Origin of the sequence: Paraglaciecola marina, assembly GCF_004360155.1 — a bacterium.
GTDB lineage: Bacteria > Pseudomonadota > Gammaproteobacteria > Enterobacterales > Alteromonadaceae > Paraglaciecola > Paraglaciecola marina.
In genome coordinates, this window is record NZ_SAIS01000004.1 from 56,902 (window position 1) to 72,737 (window position 15,836).

The 15,836-nt window shown below is 39.1% G+C and carries 13 protein-coding genes; 4 read left to right on the forward strand and 9 right to left on the reverse strand.

What is annotated here, in order from left to right:
- Positions 1-63: 63 nt before the first annotated feature.
- Positions 64-1,461: a replicative DNA helicase gene (gene dnaB / locus EOK74_RS09630; RefSeq protein WP_133469795.1), complete on the forward strand. Its 1,398-nt coding sequence runs from the start codon at positions 64-66 to the stop codon at positions 1,459-1,461.
- Between the two features lie 96 nt (positions 1,462-1,557).
- On the opposite strand, the gene EOK74_RS09635 is transcribed toward dnaB, so the two are convergent.
- The 4 genes from EOK74_RS09635 to EOK74_RS09650 form a co-directional block, all read right to left on the reverse strand.
- On the reverse strand, positions 1,558-2,676 hold the full coding sequence (locus EOK74_RS09635; protein WP_133469796.1) for an OmpA family protein: 1,119 nt from the start codon (positions 2,674-2,676) through the stop codon (positions 1,558-1,560).
- A gap of 86 nt (positions 2,677-2,762) precedes the next feature.
- Positions 2,763-3,194, reverse strand: coding sequence for a secondary thiamine-phosphate synthase enzyme YjbQ (locus EOK74_RS09640; protein WP_133469797.1), 432 nt, complete (start codon positions 3,192-3,194; stop codon positions 2,763-2,765).
- Between the two features lie 10 nt (positions 3,195-3,204).
- A complete protein-coding gene (locus EOK74_RS09645; protein WP_133469798.1) occupies positions 3,205-3,669 on the reverse strand; it encodes a chemotaxis protein CheX in 465 nt (154 codons plus the stop codon).
- 28 nt (positions 3,670-3,697) lie between these two features.
- Positions 3,698-4,150, reverse strand: coding sequence for a transcriptional repressor (locus tag EOK74_RS09650; RefSeq protein WP_420818926.1), 453 nt, complete (start codon positions 4,148-4,150; stop codon positions 3,698-3,700).
- Between the two features lie 190 nt (positions 4,151-4,340).
- Between EOK74_RS09650 and nudC the strand changes: the two genes are divergently transcribed.
- Both nudC and hemE read left to right on the forward strand, forming a co-directional pair.
- On the forward strand, positions 4,341-5,183 hold the full coding sequence (gene nudC, locus EOK74_RS09655) for an NAD(+) diphosphatase (RefSeq protein ID WP_133469799.1): 843 nt from the start codon (positions 4,341-4,343) through the stop codon (positions 5,181-5,183).
- A gap of 237 nt (positions 5,184-5,420) precedes the next feature.
- Complete coding sequence (gene hemE / locus EOK74_RS09660; RefSeq protein ID WP_133469800.1) at positions 5,421-6,485, forward strand: uroporphyrinogen decarboxylase; 1,065 nt, start codon at positions 5,421-5,423, stop codon at positions 6,483-6,485.
- Here hemE and EOK74_RS09665 read toward each other — a convergent pair whose 3' ends face one another.
- From EOK74_RS09665 to mpl, 3 genes are read right to left on the reverse strand one after another with little or no spacing between them, the layout of a single operon-like run.
- A complete protein-coding gene (locus EOK74_RS09665) occupies positions 6,486-8,396 on the reverse strand; it encodes an alkaline phosphatase D family protein (RefSeq protein ID WP_133469801.1) in 1,911 nt (636 codons plus the stop codon).
- A gap of 18 nt (positions 8,397-8,414) precedes the next feature.
- The gene (locus EOK74_RS09670) at positions 8,415-9,191 is read right to left on the reverse strand and encodes a S1/P1 nuclease (RefSeq protein WP_133469802.1); all 777 of its coding nucleotides are present in this window, start codon (positions 9,189-9,191) and stop codon (positions 8,415-8,417) included.
- A gap of 14 nt (positions 9,192-9,205) precedes the next feature.
- Positions 9,206-10,603, reverse strand: a complete 1,398-nt coding sequence (gene mpl, locus EOK74_RS09675) for a UDP-N-acetylmuramate:L-alanyl-gamma-D-glutamyl-meso-diaminopimelate ligase (RefSeq protein WP_133469803.1) — start codon at positions 10,601-10,603, stop codon at positions 9,206-9,208.
- Between the two features lie 237 nt (positions 10,604-10,840).
- Here mpl and EOK74_RS09680 point away from each other — a divergent pair, with 237 nt between their 5' ends.
- Positions 10,841-11,812, forward strand: coding sequence for a class 1 fructose-bisphosphatase (locus EOK74_RS09680; protein ID WP_133469804.1), 972 nt, complete (start codon positions 10,841-10,843; stop codon positions 11,810-11,812).
- A 68-nt stretch (positions 11,813-11,880) separates the two neighbouring features.
- On the opposite strand, the gene EOK74_RS09685 is transcribed toward EOK74_RS09680, so the two are convergent.
- The gene (locus EOK74_RS09685; RefSeq protein WP_133469805.1) at positions 11,881-13,467 is read right to left on the reverse strand and encodes a methyl-accepting chemotaxis protein; all 1,587 of its coding nucleotides are present in this window, start codon (positions 13,465-13,467) and stop codon (positions 11,881-11,883) included.
- 209 nt (positions 13,468-13,676) lie between these two features.
- Complete coding sequence (locus tag EOK74_RS09690) at positions 13,677-15,527, reverse strand: DUF885 domain-containing protein (protein WP_205964601.1); 1,851 nt, start codon at positions 15,525-15,527, stop codon at positions 13,677-13,679.
- Between the last annotated feature and the right edge of the window lie 309 nt (positions 15,528-15,836).

The window sequence follows — 15,836 nt, forward strand, 5'->3', positions numbered from 1 at the left end:
CAAGGTTTACTTTTGAGCTGCTTTTAACGCATACTATTCGCCCGTAGTTCAACTGAAAAAACAATGCCTGTAAAAGCAGTTCCTAAGAAAAATTCGGACGATAAAGTCGAAAAATTAAAAGTCCCTCCTCACTCAATCGAAGCAGAGCAGTCGGTTTTGGGAAGTATGCTTATTGCCCCTGACTCTTGGGATAAAGTTGCCGAGTCCGTAGTAGTTGAAGATTTTTACAACCGCTCTCATCAGATCATTTATGCTGCCATCATACGTCTGCTTACAAAAAATCAGCCAATAGATCTTATTACTGTTTCTGAAAACCTTGAAGAATTAGACGAGCTGGAAGATGCAGGCGGTTTTGCCTACTTAGGTGAATTAGCAAAAAATACGCCTAGCTCCGCCAACGTTTCAGCCTACGCCAGTATAATTAAAGAGAGGGCTGTTACTCGAGAATTAATAGGCGTAGCACATGAAATTGCCGACACCGGTTATAACCCAGAAGGCCGAAACTCAGGCGAAATCCTGGATATGGCTGAAAGCAAAGTATTTGAAATTGCAGAAAAAAGAACAGGTAAAGACGAAGGCCCAAAAAATGTAGAAGCAGTACTAACCAAAACCATTGACCGATTAGAAGTACTAGTTAAAAGCAACAAAGAAGTAACGGGTGTCTCCACTGGATATACAGATTTAGATAAAAAAACCAGTGGTTTACAGCCATCTGATTTAATTATTGTGGCAGCTAGGCCTTCAATGGGCAAAACAACATTCGCCATGAACCTGTGTGAAAATGCCATGTTATTGGAAGAAAAGCCCGTTTTAGTATTTAGTCTTGAGATGCCTTCTGAACAAATCATGATGCGGATGTTAGCGTCACTAAGCCGTGTAGATCAAACCAAAGTCCGTACTGCACAATTAGATGACGAAGACTGGGCTCGCATGTCTAACACCATGGCAATGTTAAAAGACAAAGATAACCTATTTATCGACGACTCCTCTGGCCTGACTCCAATGGAAGTTCGAACGAGAGCAAGAAAACTAGCTAGGGATAAAGGTGGCATAAGTTTAATCATGATCGATTACCTGCAGCTCATGCAAGTACCCGGATTAAGTGATAACCGAACATTAGAGATAGCTGAAATTTCTCGCTCCTTAAAATCACTCGCAAAAGAACTTGAAGTACCTGTTGTAGCATTGTCTCAGTTAAACCGGAGCCTTGAGCAAAGAAGTGACAAACGTCCTATTAACTCAGATTTGAGGGAATCAGGTTCGATAGAGCAAGATGCCGATTTAATCATGTTCATCTATCGGGATGAAGTTTATAACGAGCAAAGTACCGAACAAGGTATAGCAGAAATAATTATTGGAAAACAACGTAACGGACCAATAGGAACGTCTCGCCTTACTTTCCAAGGGCAGTTCTCAAGATTTGATAACTATGCAGGCCCTGCCTTAGATGACGAGTATTAATTAAAGCCTACAATAGAGTCATAGGTTATCTAACTACTAAATTTAAGATAAAAAAAAGAGATGCAATTGCATCTCTTTTTTATTTAAAAGCTTAAACTACTTTTGTAATTTAACACGTTCGCTTGCAGATACAATTGCAATGATACGACGGTTCTTTTTGTTAGCTTCTGCTGTATTTGCAGTATCTAACAATTGAGTTTCACCGTAACCCTGAGTCGTCAATCTATCAGCATCAACACCGTATTGTTCTACTAACAATGTACGGATTGCATCAGCACGTTTCTGAGAAAGGTACATATTATAATCAGCTGCACCTGGAGCAGATGAATGTCCTTCAATAAGCGCATCAGCTGAAGGATAACGATTCATAAAGTCCACGAAATCTTGGAACTGAGAATCATTAGGGTTAGTTACTACAGAACTGTTATTTGCAAACAATACTTTGATATTAGAAGAAACTTCTTCTTCGATAAATACACCACAGCCCGTTGCATCAACAACATCTGTACTTGGCGTATTAGCACATTCGTCAAGATCGTCAGCAACACCATCGCCATCTGTATCAGTTGCTACTACTGATGCAGGCGCAACATCTGCAACTAGTGCACAACCATACGCGTCAACAGTGGTACCGTAAGCTGTACTAGGGCAGTTATCTTGACCATCAGCAACACCATCACTGTCAGTATCAGTACTTGCACTAGAAGTCGCAGAGCCACCAAAGGTATATGCTAAGCCAAGTTTAAAACCAACATGAGTTTCATTACTATCATCTAAACCTTGGTAAGCAGCCACTTCGGTAATAACAGCAACGCTATCGTTTATTGACCAATGCTTACCAAGACCAAGGTTTACCATAGAACCACCATCTACGATTTTAGTGTATTTTAAACCACCAAAAACATATAAAAGATCTTCTGGTAAAAAATACAATGCATCAATACCAACACGGTTACCTGATTCATCAGCAGGCGAAGCATCAATGTTTAAATGAGAAATTTCAAGTCTAGTAGCCCATTCTGGCGCAAATCTATAACCAAACTCAGCACCGATCCCAGTACCATTATCTAAAAAATTTGGAGCTCCTGATTCACTTTCATCTGTTAGATAATACTCAGCGAATCCAGCAACCCATTTGTCTGTAGTTTTTTCTTCTGCTTGTACTGTAGTACTCATAGCAGCAGCTACTACACTGGCAATCAATAATTTTTTCATTTCTACTATTCCTATGTATCTCAATTTATAACAATGGGCGCGATCATATATATGATTAAAATGAAAGCAACCGCTTTATTGCATATTTACATTTTTTTACCTGAAATTGTCGCAATTAAGTGACGGTTTCCAGCTGAATTACGATGTTCACCTAAAATAATGCCCTGCCATGTGCCTAAGGCTAAGTGCCCGCCAGAAATAGGGATGGTTAAATTGCTCCCTAACAAACTGGATTTTATATGAGCAGGCATATCATCCGCACCTTCATAGTCATGCATATAGTAGGCCATATTTTCAGGCACCATTTTATTGATATGGGTTTCCATATCAATTCTAACAGTTGGATCTGCATTTTCGTTGATAGTTATACTCGCACTAGTATGTTGAATAAATAAATGTAGCAAGCCTACCTCTATTTCCTGGATATAAGGTAGCTGCTTAATGACCTCGCTGGTAATCAGGTGATACCCTCGGGATTTCTTACTCAGCACAATAGCTTGTTGCAGCCAAACAGACATGTATAAAAGCCTATTTGTTAAAACACATTTCTAAATATAATTTTCCCGATGGGTGGGAAAAAGGCATTACCATTTTTTTACCATCAACTTGGTGGTCTACACTGTGATTTTTTCCTGAAACGACAATAGGGGTAGCCATTCCAAAATCAAATCCTTTTTGATCTAAGTCACTTTTAGCGCCGCCACAAATCATATTCGTTATTTCACCCACCATATCTTTTACATCTGAGTCTATGCTTTCAGGCTTCTCGCCTAACATTTTTTCCATAATTTCAAGCACTAAACTTTCTTCAAATGATATAGATAAAGAGCCTTGGATATTGTCTCCAACCATACCAATTAGGCCAGACACATCCCCACCGGCTTTCTCATCAGTTTTTTTACGTGGCTTGCCCGGCACCAGCTCAACTTGAGCCATAGTCTTTAATACATTCAGTAGCGCAGCTACAAAAGGGTTAATAAATTCAGCATTCATTTAGTTAGCTCTTTTATTAGAGGTTAAGTTAATCCCTACAATCGGAACAAGTACCGTGTGCCTCAATGGTTTGTTTTACGACATTAAAGCCTACACTTAATGCTTGTTTATCTAATGTATCTTTAAGGCCTGCAGACTGGATTTCAGTTACTTCACCACATGTATCACATATTAAAAACTGTACAGGATGAAGACAGTCAAAATGATGACAGGCTACAAAAGCATTAGTTGATTCAATTTTATGGATCAGCCCAAACTCTAATAAAAAGTCCAAGGTACGATACACAGTTGCAGGCTTTGCATTTGATTCCGTTAATTTTAGCGTATCTAATAATTCATACGCCCCAACAGCCCCGCCTTGCTCTAATAGCAGGCCATATACTTTTTCTCTTAGCAGGGTAAATCTTGCGCCTTTATCTTCACAAAATTGCCGCGCCTTATATACTTGGTTAGTTATACATTCTTGATCAGTGATAGCCACAATACTTCCTTCAAAATGAACGACTAAATACTATCACTTTTTAATTTCCGATTCCCACTTATAGCCAGTTTAAATGTGCAAATAAATAACAACTGAAAGGTAAATATTAACCACGATATCTATTAACCAATAAACACCCAATGTAATAGATATGTTAACCTAACCGGAAAGCATTTTCTTAGACCTCAGTATGATAGAACAAAATATATCTGTTACCCCAGATACAAAAGCAATTTGGTTAATTATTAGTGGCGACAAAATCTTCCAAAAAGCAGATAACTCAGATCTTATCGTAGGCTCTTGGGAAACATTACACTTTGCTCACCATTATCAAGAACAAATCATTCAGGTAGGCAGTCACGAAAATTTACCCTGTTTTTTAATTGATATGGGTAGCGAATGTATAGAGAATTACGATTATACCTTAGTAGGCATTCGTACCTTGTTATTTCAGGTAGACGTCTCTTTTTTCAGCATAATATCTAGAGCTTGGCAGGTTGCATTGTTTATAAGAACCCATAGGTTCTGTGGTCAATGCGGGAGTGTTATGCAACAAATTGACTGGGAAATGGCGCTGCAATGCTCTAGGTGCCAACACCGTTGCTATCCAAGAATTTCACCTTGTATTATTGTTTCTATCCGCCATGAAGATACAATTTTATTAGCTCAAGGCAAGCCACAAAGAGCGAGACAGATGTTCTCAACTCTTGCTGGGTTTGTTGAAAGTGGTGAAACACTAGAGCAAGCAGTCCACAGAGAAGTATTCGAAGAAGTGGGTATAAAAGTTAAAAATTTACGCTATTTTTCTAGCCAACCTTGGCCATTTCCCCATTCACTAATGGTAGGGTTTTTAGCTGATTTTGACTCTGGCAATATACAAGTAGACGGTAAAGAAATCCTCCAGGCAGAGTGGTTCGATCCGAAAGCCTTACCTAATATTCCCCCTACAGGCTCAATTTCTGGACAGCTTATTCAACATACATTAAAGGAAATTGAACACGACGCTGAACTCGAAATTAATCAGAAAAATTAATTAACTATGCCTACCTAAATTATCTAGTGTGGGTTGGTTAAAGCTCGAAATATTTTTATATCTCAATTTTCATATGACGTTTTTGAACAGGTACTTCCCTTTAAAATCAGTTAATCTTTGTAAATATTTCAAAAACTTTGTCAAAATTACTCAGCTTTATATTCTGAAAGTCGTTACAATACAGCCGTTTTTTTAAGCCACACCGCTATAATCAATAATTTCTATCTGAGGTAACCTATGCAAGAACTGCAAAACGATCGATATTTACGTGCATTATTGCGCCAACCTGTTGATTTCACTCCCGTATGGATGATGCGCCAGGCTGGTCGATATTTACCTGAATATAAAGCGACTAGAGCACAAGCTGGCGATTTTATGTCCTTGTGTAAAAATGCAGAGCTTGCATGTGAAGTTACATTACAGCCGTTACGCCGATTTGAGTTAGATGCTGCGATTTTATTCTCAGATATTCTTACCATTCCAGATGCAATGGGTTTAGGTTTGTATTTCGAAACCGGTGAAGGTCCTAAATTTGAACGCCCATTAACTTGTATGGCCGACATACAAAAACTGCCTAACCCAGATCCAGAAGTTGAATTAGGTTATGTTATGAATGCGGTACGCACCATTCGTAAAAACCTTCAGGGCCAAGTACCTCTTATTGGTTTTTCTGGCAGCCCTTGGACTTTAGCTACTTATATGATTGAAGGAGGCTCAAGCAAAGCCTTTACTAAAGTCAAAAAAATGGCATTTAGTGATCCTCAAGCGCTTCACTTATTATTAGATAAATTAGCTGACTCGGTTATTTTATATTTAAACGCGCAAATTAAAGCTGGTGCTCAATCTGTTATGGTATTCGACACATGGGGTGGCGTGTTGTCTGGGCGTGATTACAAAGAGTTTTCATTGCAATATATGCATAAAATTGTAGATGGGTTAATTCGCGAAAACGATGGTAGACGAGTACCTGTTACTCTATTTACAAAAAACGCAGGCCTGTGGCTGGAGTCTATTGCCGATACAGGCTGTGATGCAGTTGGATTAGACTGGACCGTTGATATGGCTGATGCTAAAAAACGAATAGGCGATAAAGTCGCCCTGCAAGGCAATATGGACCCATCAATGTTGTATGCACCAGCAGAACGAATTGAAACAGAAGTACAAACAATACTAGAAGGCTTTGGAAAAGGTAATGGTCATGTATTTAATCTAGGCCACGGCATTCATTTAGATGTTCCACCAGAAAATGCCAAAATATTTATTGATGCGGTTCACAAATACAGTAAACCTTACCATCAGTAATTAGTCTCCTTTCTTAAAAGTCACTACCTTACCCGAGGCGCACAATTGTTGCGCCTCAACCTTTGAACAATCCCCATCCACTTTTAACAAGCCAATACCTGAACCGTTTAACAAGGTTCGCATTTGATGGTTATCTGGCCTGCGGTGTTTAACCAACATATTTCGCCTTTGGGTAAACCAGTTTAACGGTGAATATTTACTGTACAACACCCTATTTAAACGGTCGAACCATTGCAATAAGCTATTTGGAAACTGGTTTTTAATGCCACTACTGGTTATTTGAGTGATGTTGGGAGAATTGTGCCTAAACCTTAGAGTTATGTCATATACAAAAGAATAATGAACATCCCCAGACAAAATCACAAAGTTAGGGGGTGTTTTTCGATTCCTAAAGATATTCAGGATGACACTAGCCGTGCCCTTATGAGCCATCCAATTCTCAGCATCAACGGTCAGTGCTTTTCCAAAAAACGTAAACACTTTTTGAATTGTTTCAATTAACTTTACACCAAAAACAGGAGCCGCAGAAATCATAATAACGGCTTCTTGACCTATTAACTCTTGCTGTAATTCACTTAAAGCTTCCCAGTCCATCAAACCAGATGGCTTATTCTTATTTGACTCAGAACGCCAACGCTGGGTTCGGGTATCCAGCACCAAAATTTTTGGAGAGGTATCCAAATGATAATGCCAATGCTCCCAACCTAAAACTTGGTCTACTAATTTATCGTGTTCAACTATCCCCGTCTTACTAAAATGCTCTCTACAGTTCTGATATAACCCAGCTAAACCTTGAGGATTATTCCCCCATCCTTGGCATAGCCAATAACCTATTAATGCATTACCTACTATCCGTTTTGCAAACTGATTACCGTAAACCGCCTCTTCCCAGCCTCGGGTTAAATTCCAATCATCGGTAATATCATGATCATCAAACACCATATAAACAGGAACATGAGCCAGTGCTCGCCTAACTCTTGATAAGCCTCTCGAAAACTGGTCGATTGCAACCTTCTCTTTGGCAAAGGTTGCGCGAAAAGGAATAGGTATATCTTTGTCATCAATATTAACCAAGCGCCACATCTCAGGTGACCAAGTCAAAATGTACATAGCCATGACTTCAGCAAACGAAATAAGATGATTGTTAGCATTAACAGAAGTGAATATAGGTTTCTTTTTAGCGCCAAAAAACTTTTTTTGAGTGTTCTCTGCAATTGGATCATCGGGTAATAATTTAGGTCTTTGGTAGTAGCAATCTGGGTGCTCAAAGACATCTAGGCTGTTTTCGATTACCGCACCTGACAGGGCTTCATTAAACAAACCAAGATGACCAATGGTTTGCTTAATAGCCACTAACATGGGGCCAGCTACATCATCTGTATATACTTGATCTCCCGATAACATTAATAAGTCAGGGCTACACTGAGCATCTTCAAGCGCCGCTTCTAGCTGTGAATCAACTACCAACAAACCATCACCACTGTCATGGTGAGGCTTGCGGCAAGAACCATGTAAAATCTGGCGGACAGCTTGTTTAAACACAAAACTGGGCAGGGTTTGCCCTTGATAAAGTAAATCTGGTAATAGCTCTGATATTGTTAACGGCAGCTCATTCTCATTGCATAATTTAATATCATAGTAAATTCTGGTACCGCACTTCACGTCAACATTTACAGGTATTGTCAATAAGTTTACAAAAGCATGTTCTCCTACCTGTACCTGTGAGAATAATTCAGGTGTACTAGCAGCCCCATCAAACAGCACTTCTTGATTAATTAGATTATGTAACAGCACCTCAAACTCATAAGGTTTGGAGGTCATTAACCAAAAGTTAACTTGCTTTGTATGTACCTGCCTAACAATAGGCCCGGCTAAAACTTCCGGTAAAGGCTGAAAAGTAGACTGACTCAACTAAGCTGCACCCCAATCCTACTTAAACAACTCATTTAAATAAGCCGCTATTCTCACGCCGCCCATTTGCAAACGTTTTTTAACAATAGGTAAGTTCTGATATTGGTAGTCCCATGAGATTTCATCTGAATCAGGGTAAAGTTTAGCCCGTAGCTTAGCACTTTCAGCAATCCAAATATGTGGATCTACACCCATCCACTGCTGTGCTTGTTGCTTGCTGATCTTAGCAAGTAATATCGCACTCCATTCTGTGTATGAAAGTTGTTGACTATCAATTAGCCCTGAGTCCCATACTCTATGTAGGTTTGAGTCCTGCCAAAAAAACTTAAGCTTTACGTCGTTACCGCCTCTGTCGGTGCCATTTCCAGCATGAAATGGTTGATGTAAATCACCAATAATATGGATAATAAAACGTAATGCTAATTGCTTTTGCTCGATGTTGGTTTTGTCGTTTTTAAGCTGCATTGTAAAAGCTTGCAAAGCACTAAAACCGTCACCTTGTTCCGGCGCGCCTACATCGCCATAGGCTTTGCCATCTGGGATAGTTACATAATGGTAGGGACCTGCTATTTTTTTCCAAAACTCGCTAGGGTTAGAACGCATTTCATCGGGCCAAGTAGAGGCTTCAGCTAAGGTTTCATTTGGTAATATTTTTGCTATAGCTAATTTTGCTTCGGCAGTTAAGTAATTTTCAGCAATAGCGCCCGTTACCCTGTGTCCTATTTGCCCCCAAGACAATGCCTGAAAACTCATTGCAGCAACCATTACACCTAAAATTATTGGTTTCAATTTCATATTTATTTCTTCAGTTAATCGTTTTTAATTAATGCAAGCTGTTCTAGCAACACCTTATGGATCCCACCGAAATCACCATTACTCATCACCACAATATGGTCACCTGCTTGTACGTAAGATAAAATTGATTTAATCAATACATCCATATCTTTATACAACATGGCTGTGACATCACTCTCGGCTAATAAGTCGTCCATTGACCAAGTTAAATTGGAAGGTTCAAAAATAAAAACATGGTCCGCATTACTCCATGACTTCGCCAAGGTATCTTTATGCACCCCCATTTTCATTGTGTTAGATCTAGGCTCCAGCACAGCTAAAATACGAGCCTTTCCTACTTTTGCCCTTAATCCATTAATGGTTGTAGCAATAGCGCTAGGATGGTGAGCAAAGTCGTCATACAGAGTAACCTCATTTACTACACCTTTTACTTCCATGCGTCGCTTAACATTTACAAACTCGGCAAGCGACTCAATAGCTATAGAGCACTGCACTCCAACATGATGAGCAGCAGCGATCGCCATAAGTGCATTATTAACATTATGTTCCCCCACCAGATCCCATGTTACGATTCCTTGCTTCTCCCCTTTGAACATGACCTCAAATTTACTACCATCAGCAATCAAGTTATTAGCTTGCCAATCTGTCCCTGTAAATTGAACCGGTGTCCAGCAGCCCATATCTAATACTCTCAAAAGATCTTTATCTGACTTAGGCGATAGCACGAGTCCATTATTAGGCACCATACGAAGTAAATGATGAAACTGCTTTTGAATAGCGCCTAAATCCTCAAAAATATCTGCATGGTCAAACTCAAGGTTATTCATGATCAAAGTACGAGGACGATAATGGACGAACTTAGAGCGCTTATCAAAAAAGGCACTATCATATTCGTCGGCTTCAATAACAAAAAACGGGTGTTTACCTAATCGCGCTGACACATCAAAATTTTGTGGTATACCGCCAATTAAAAATCCCGGTGCTAACCCCGCATATTCTAATATCCACGCCAAAATACTTGAGGTAGTCGTTTTTCCGTGGGTCCCAGATACAGCCAGTACCCAGCGATCTTTTAAAACATTTTCTAATAGCCATTGAGGGCCGCTTATATAAGGCAAGTTTCTGTCTAATACGTATTCTACGGCTTTGTTACCACGGGACAGAGCATTACCAATAATGACAAAGTCTGGCTCACCGTATTGAGTCTCTGAACCGTCACTTGAATCTAATGCAACTTTAAATTGGCTTGGATCCCAGCCTTCAAATAACTCAATACCAAGAGACTCTAGTTGCGTGCTCATAGGAGGGTAAACATTTGCATCTGCACCTGTCACTTTATGTCCCATTGACTTCGCTAATGCAGCGATGCCTCCCATAAAAGTACCGCAAATGCCAAGAATGTGTATATGCATAGTTCGTCGTTCAATATAATCAATATTCTTAGGTTACCAGAACAGTAAAGGTGAACCCAATCTTGAATGTAAAAATATGTGCCATTTTCAGCTGACTTAACATTCGGTTATAAAGAATACGTTTCGGTTGCTGAGTTTCTTGCTTTTTGAAGGTACAATCTGTGAAACTGGTGGCAAAAATAATAAAAAATAAACTTGTCACCAACTCTGTTCCTACAACACAAGGCGTAAAAAAGCATGAAAAGACTTAACTCGCAACTACAAGAAGACGGTGCTCCAATGGAGCTAATCCTGCTATTGAGAACTATTTTAGCGGGATGTAAAGAAATATCCTTTAGGGTCAGTCAGGGAGCATTAGCAGGTGTGTTAGGTTCTACCTTAAGTGAAAACGTACAAGGTGAAACGCAGAAAAAGTTAGATGTAATTTCAAACCAAATATTGAAAGACATCCTAAGTGAATCAGGCTATGTAAAAGCAATTTCCTCAGAAGAAGAAGATGACGTTGTAGCTTGTAACCCAGATGGTAAATACTTAGTTAGCTTTGACCCTCTTGATGGCTCTTCAAATACAGACATTAATAGCTTGATAGGGACAATTTTCTCTATCACTCACGCTCCACAATGGATGGATGCCGATGATCCATCTGCATTTTTACAACCAGGTACACAAAGTGTTGCTGCAGGTTACGTTTTATATGGCCCATCAGCCATGCTTGCACTTACTACAGGTAAGGGCACACATTTGTATACACTAGATAAGACCCATGGTGGTTTCCTACTGACGACTCCCAATATACAAATTTCAGAAGAGACCTCTGAATATTCAATCAATGCATCTAATCAGCGTCACTGGGAAGCTCCAATACAAGAATATGTAAGCGATCTAATTGCAGGAACCGAAGGCCCTCGCAAAAAAGACTTCAATATGCGTTGGGTAGCGGCAATGGTAGGTGATATTCATAGAGTATTATCTCGTGGGGGAATTTTCATGTATCCCTACGACAAACGTGACCCAAGTAAGCCTGGAAAATTACGTTTATTATATGAAGCAAACCCAATGGCATTTTTGGTAGAACAAGCTGGGGGCTTAGCAGATACAGGAGCTGGCCGTATAATGGAAGTCATGCCAACAGAAATCCATCAACGTGTACCAGTTTTAATTGGCTCTAAAGAAGAAGTAGAGACTTGTTTAACTTACGTTAATAAATAGTAAACTCTACTTATTCAAAAAAGGTGAGCAGTCGCTCACCTTTACTCGTTTCTTATTTTTAGGCAAAGCTATGATGATACTTCGGCCATATAGCCTATTCTAAACCCTCCCCAATGTCGGCCTTTTACATATATTGGAGCCGACAGGTCATGCACCACTTCGCCAGTATCTCGCTTGTAGGTCTGCAGTAAAAAGCTTTGAGTATTTGAACCACAACGACTACCTGTATAATCGTCAAATATTCGTTTAGTACGATTAGAAACTAAATCTTTCTCATAATTTCCAGTTAAAGGTTGGCTAAACTTTTTATTGTGGGTTGGAAAATAACCATTTTTATCTACAGCACCAGCAAACACTATAAAATCATCTTTAACTAAAATGGGTTCCTGAATGTCTGGCAGACACTTATCCGTGAAGGTATCGAATTTGGTGGTAAATTTAGTTGGATTTGTATCAGGTATTTCTGAATAAGATAAATCAAAAAGTGCGGATTCGGTAATCTCATTATTAGCAATTGCTTGTTCAAACACTCGCCCAATTTTTAACGCAGTTTGCTCTGCAATTTCTTGTACATAAGTGTTCCTGTTCTCAAAATCAAATACGCTAAGTACTCTAAAAATATTTTCAGTATGATGGCTTAAACCTAATACCTTATTAGAAACATCTGAAAAATCTTGCTGAAACGCTTGAGAAGTTTGAAGCAGTTGCTTCATGGTATCGGTTATTCCCTGATTTGTTTGTTTTTGCCCATCCACTGTGATTTTTACAGTTTTCATAGCATCGCTCGCTTCACTGGTTGACAAAGTGCTTGCCTCAATCGACTCAGAAACATCCTCTATCACCTTTGACATACTCTGGCCTTCACTATAAACCAAATCAATAGTTTTGGCGGATTCAGAGGTGCCTGAGGTTATTTCAGACAATACATTTTCAATGCCACTTATTGCTTCTGAGGTTCGCTTAGCTAGCACTCTAACCTCATCAGCCACTACTGCAAAGCCTCGTCCTTGCTCCCCAGCTCTGGCGGCTTCTATAGCTGCATTTAGAGCCAACAAATTAGTTTGATCAGCTAATTGGTTTACGGTTGTAATGATATTTCCAATTGATGCAGCTTGAGCTAGTAAGCCATTAAGTAAGGTTTTTGATAAAGAAATTTGCTCGTTCAAAGATGACTGTTTAGGTATTAAATCTCTTAGCATGGCATTACTATTTGAGGCCATATCATCTGAAACACCAATCTTCGCCATAGCTAAATCAGCTTGTATTATTAATGAATCATTTGCACTTTCTAGGCTTTGGATATCTTTAAGAGCTTGTTCCGTTTGAGTAACTTGTTCACCAAATAATATAGAAAGTTTATCAATAAAATGTGAGACATTGGCTCCACCGATAGCTATTTTTCCGACAGTCGAGCCGACCAAAGCAGCCCGAGAGTGTAACTCACTTATTTCGCTTATTGCATCCTTATCTATCTCGGGTAAGTGCTGCTTTTTCGAAATAAATTTAATCGCTAAAAAACTCATAAAGGCAAGTAATAATCCAAATATAAACGCCAAAATAATACTGGAGATCCCGTAGCCTATATCTGCTCCTTGAGGACTAGCAGAAGCGCAATGATAAGGAAAAAAACAAAAAAGCAGTAGTAGGCGTTTCATACGAATTTTCCGAGAAAATATTTCCTTAAAGCATTGGCTAACTCTTCAAGTTGGTCAATAAGACTAAGGTCGGTATTACACGCAGTACTTGGGAATAAACCCTACAAGACAATATAAGCGAATTTCCCAATAAGATATCTTTAACAAAAAATGCCGCTCACTCACAGTAAACGGCATTAGTTAGGTTACGACTAAAACTAAGGTTACTATTAAATTAAGTTCTTCTGTTGCTCGATCCAATTATTGATTTTGCTTTCTAAAATATTCAGAGGTACCGGCCCATCTTTTAACACTTCATCATGGAAACCACGAATATCAAATTTATCTCCTAGACTTTCTTTTGCCTTTGTTCGCAATTCCATAATCTTCAACTTACCAATCATATAAGCCGTTGCTTGCCCGGGCATGGCGATATAACGCTCAATGGCTTTAACAGAGTCATTTTCAGGATTAGGGGTATTTTTAATCAAATAATCAATGGCTTGGTCGCGACTCCATTTTTTAGCATGAATTCCTGTATCTACCACTAAACGACAGGCTCGCCATAATTCCATGGCCAAACGCCCAAAGTCTGAGTAAGGATTTTCATAAAAGCCCATATCTTTGGCTAATTCTTCAGTATATAAGCCCCACCCCTCTGTATACGCAGTAAAGCTCACATACTTTTGAAATTCTGGAATTCCCTCTAGCTCTTGAGCAATTGAGCGCTGCATATGATGGCCAGGAATACCTTCATGATAAGCCAAGGCTTCCATTTGATAAGTGGGCATATCCTTCATGTTGTAAAGGTTTGCATAATAAGTACCCGGTCGTGAACCATCTTTAGAAGGACTTTGATAAAAAGCCTTACCTGCTGACTTTTCTCTGAATGCTTCAACTCGTTTTACCTGCATTCGCGCTTTTGGCGTTAACCCGAAGTATTCAGGCACTTTTTCTTCCATGGTATCAATTAAGGTTTTAGCCTCTTCCATATAACGAGCACGACCTTCATCAGTCGCAGGATAATAAAACTGCTCATCGGTACGCATAAACTCAAAAAATGCAGCTAAGTCTCCTTCAAAGCCCACTTCTTGCTTAATGGCTTTCATTGCGTTGTGAATTCGTTCAACATTTTCTAAACCAATTTGATGAACTTGATCGGCATTTAAATCTGTCGTCGTAAACCACTCTAAACGGTTTTTATACCACGTCTCTCCATCTGGTAATCGCCATACTCCATCTCCTTCAGGAGTTAGTCTTTGTTGAATTTTTAACTCATCAATGAGCTCTCTGTACGCTGGTAAAACAGACTCTTCAATAGCCGCTCTAGCCTCGGCTATTAAACCAACGGTCTCCATATTAGTTAGCCCTAATGCATCCACTTTAGTGGTGAAATCATCCCAAATAGTTGAGTTTTCTGGTGACTCTTCGAATGGATTACCGCTAATCACATTATGAGACGCTTGGATCATCTGATCGTAAGCCCACTTAGGCGGAAACACCCCTAACTCTTGACGTTTTTTCAGTTGCTGAATCACTTGAGTAAATAGAGGTTTTACATTATTCAACCTGGCCACATAGGCCTCAGCGTCGTCTATGCTTTTGATTCTGTGAATATTAATTAAAAAGCTAGGTACAATAGTGTGATAGGCTCTGAACTGATGCATTATGTATGTGTGGTCACGAAATTTATCATTCGCTAAACGGCGCTGAATATCAGTTATAGCGACATCAATGCTTAACTTCTCTTGCTCAGTCAATTGACTTAGATCAAATTTTTGTAAATCATCTAGACGTGCCTTTTGAATAGCAACCGTCTCATCTTGATGGGCATCGGATATATCATTCCATTTATCGTAATCCCATTTATAACCTAAATAGCTCTGCGTTATGGGTGAACGTTTTAAATCTTGTTCAAACATATCCGCAAAGTATTGGGCTAACTTTTCAGATTCAGTCTGTAAGACATTTTGCTCGGCTTGCACAATTGGTTTCTCTGTTTGCTCACTTGGCTGCGGAGAACACGCAGATATTGCGATAGTTAGTATACTTAAGGGAATAAATTTTAATCTAGTCATCATTAGGTTTTCCTGTCATATTTTTATTCTGTTCTTTTAAATCTGAGAATATAGCTTTTAAGACAGCATCGCTAGAAGGTATTTAAAGTGCGTACTGACTATAAGCAGCAAAGTAGGATTAATAGACAATATCAAATAGTACCAAGAGTCAATTACATAAATTTTATTCAACACGCTTACAATTGTATGTAATTAGCAGGCTTCTCATTAAGCTACTCTACTAAAGGTTAATATCACTAGAGTCTCATAGCATGATATTTTATATTCGGCTAAGTTTGCAGTATATTCACTATGATTGTTAATTCACACCCC

What these genes read in the sequence shown, in the direction of transcription:
- EOK74_RS09645 (WP_133469798.1), bottom strand. Translation starts at nt 3,669, where the DNA reads ATGAATGCTGAATTTATTAACCCTTTTGTAGCTGCGCTACTGAATGTA.
- EOK74_RS09685 (WP_133469805.1), bottom strand. Translation starts at nt 13,467, where the DNA reads ATGAAACGCCTACTACTGCTTTTTTGTTTTTTTCCTTATCATTGCGCT.
- EOK74_RS09690 (WP_205964601.1), bottom strand. Translation starts at nt 15,527, where the DNA reads ATGATGACTAGATTAAAATTTATTCCCTTAAGTATACTAACTATCGCA.
- EOK74_RS09680 (WP_133469804.1), top strand. Translation starts at nt 10,841, where the DNA reads ATGAAAAGACTTAACTCGCAACTACAAGAAGACGGTGCTCCAATGGAG.
- nudC (WP_133469799.1), top strand. Translation starts at nt 4,341, where the DNA reads ATGATAGAACAAAATATATCTGTTACCCCAGATACAAAAGCAATTTGG.
- hemE (WP_133469800.1), top strand. Translation starts at nt 5,421, where the DNA reads ATGCAAGAACTGCAAAACGATCGATATTTACGTGCATTATTGCGCCAA.
- mpl (WP_133469803.1), bottom strand. Translation starts at nt 10,603, where the DNA reads ATGCATATACACATTCTTGGCATTTGCGGTACTTTTATGGGAGGCATC.
- EOK74_RS09635 (WP_133469796.1), bottom strand. Translation starts at nt 2,676, where the DNA reads ATGAAAAAATTATTGATTGCCAGTGTAGTAGCTGCTGCTATGAGTACT.
- EOK74_RS09670 (WP_133469802.1), bottom strand. Translation starts at nt 9,191, where the DNA reads ATGAAATTGAAACCAATAATTTTAGGTGTAATGGTTGCTGCAATGAGT.
- dnaB (WP_133469795.1), top strand. Translation starts at nt 64, where the DNA reads ATGCCTGTAAAAGCAGTTCCTAAGAAAAATTCGGACGATAAAGTCGAA.
- EOK74_RS09640 (WP_133469797.1), bottom strand. Translation starts at nt 3,194, where the DNA reads ATGTCTGTTTGGCTGCAACAAGCTATTGTGCTGAGTAAGAAATCCCGA.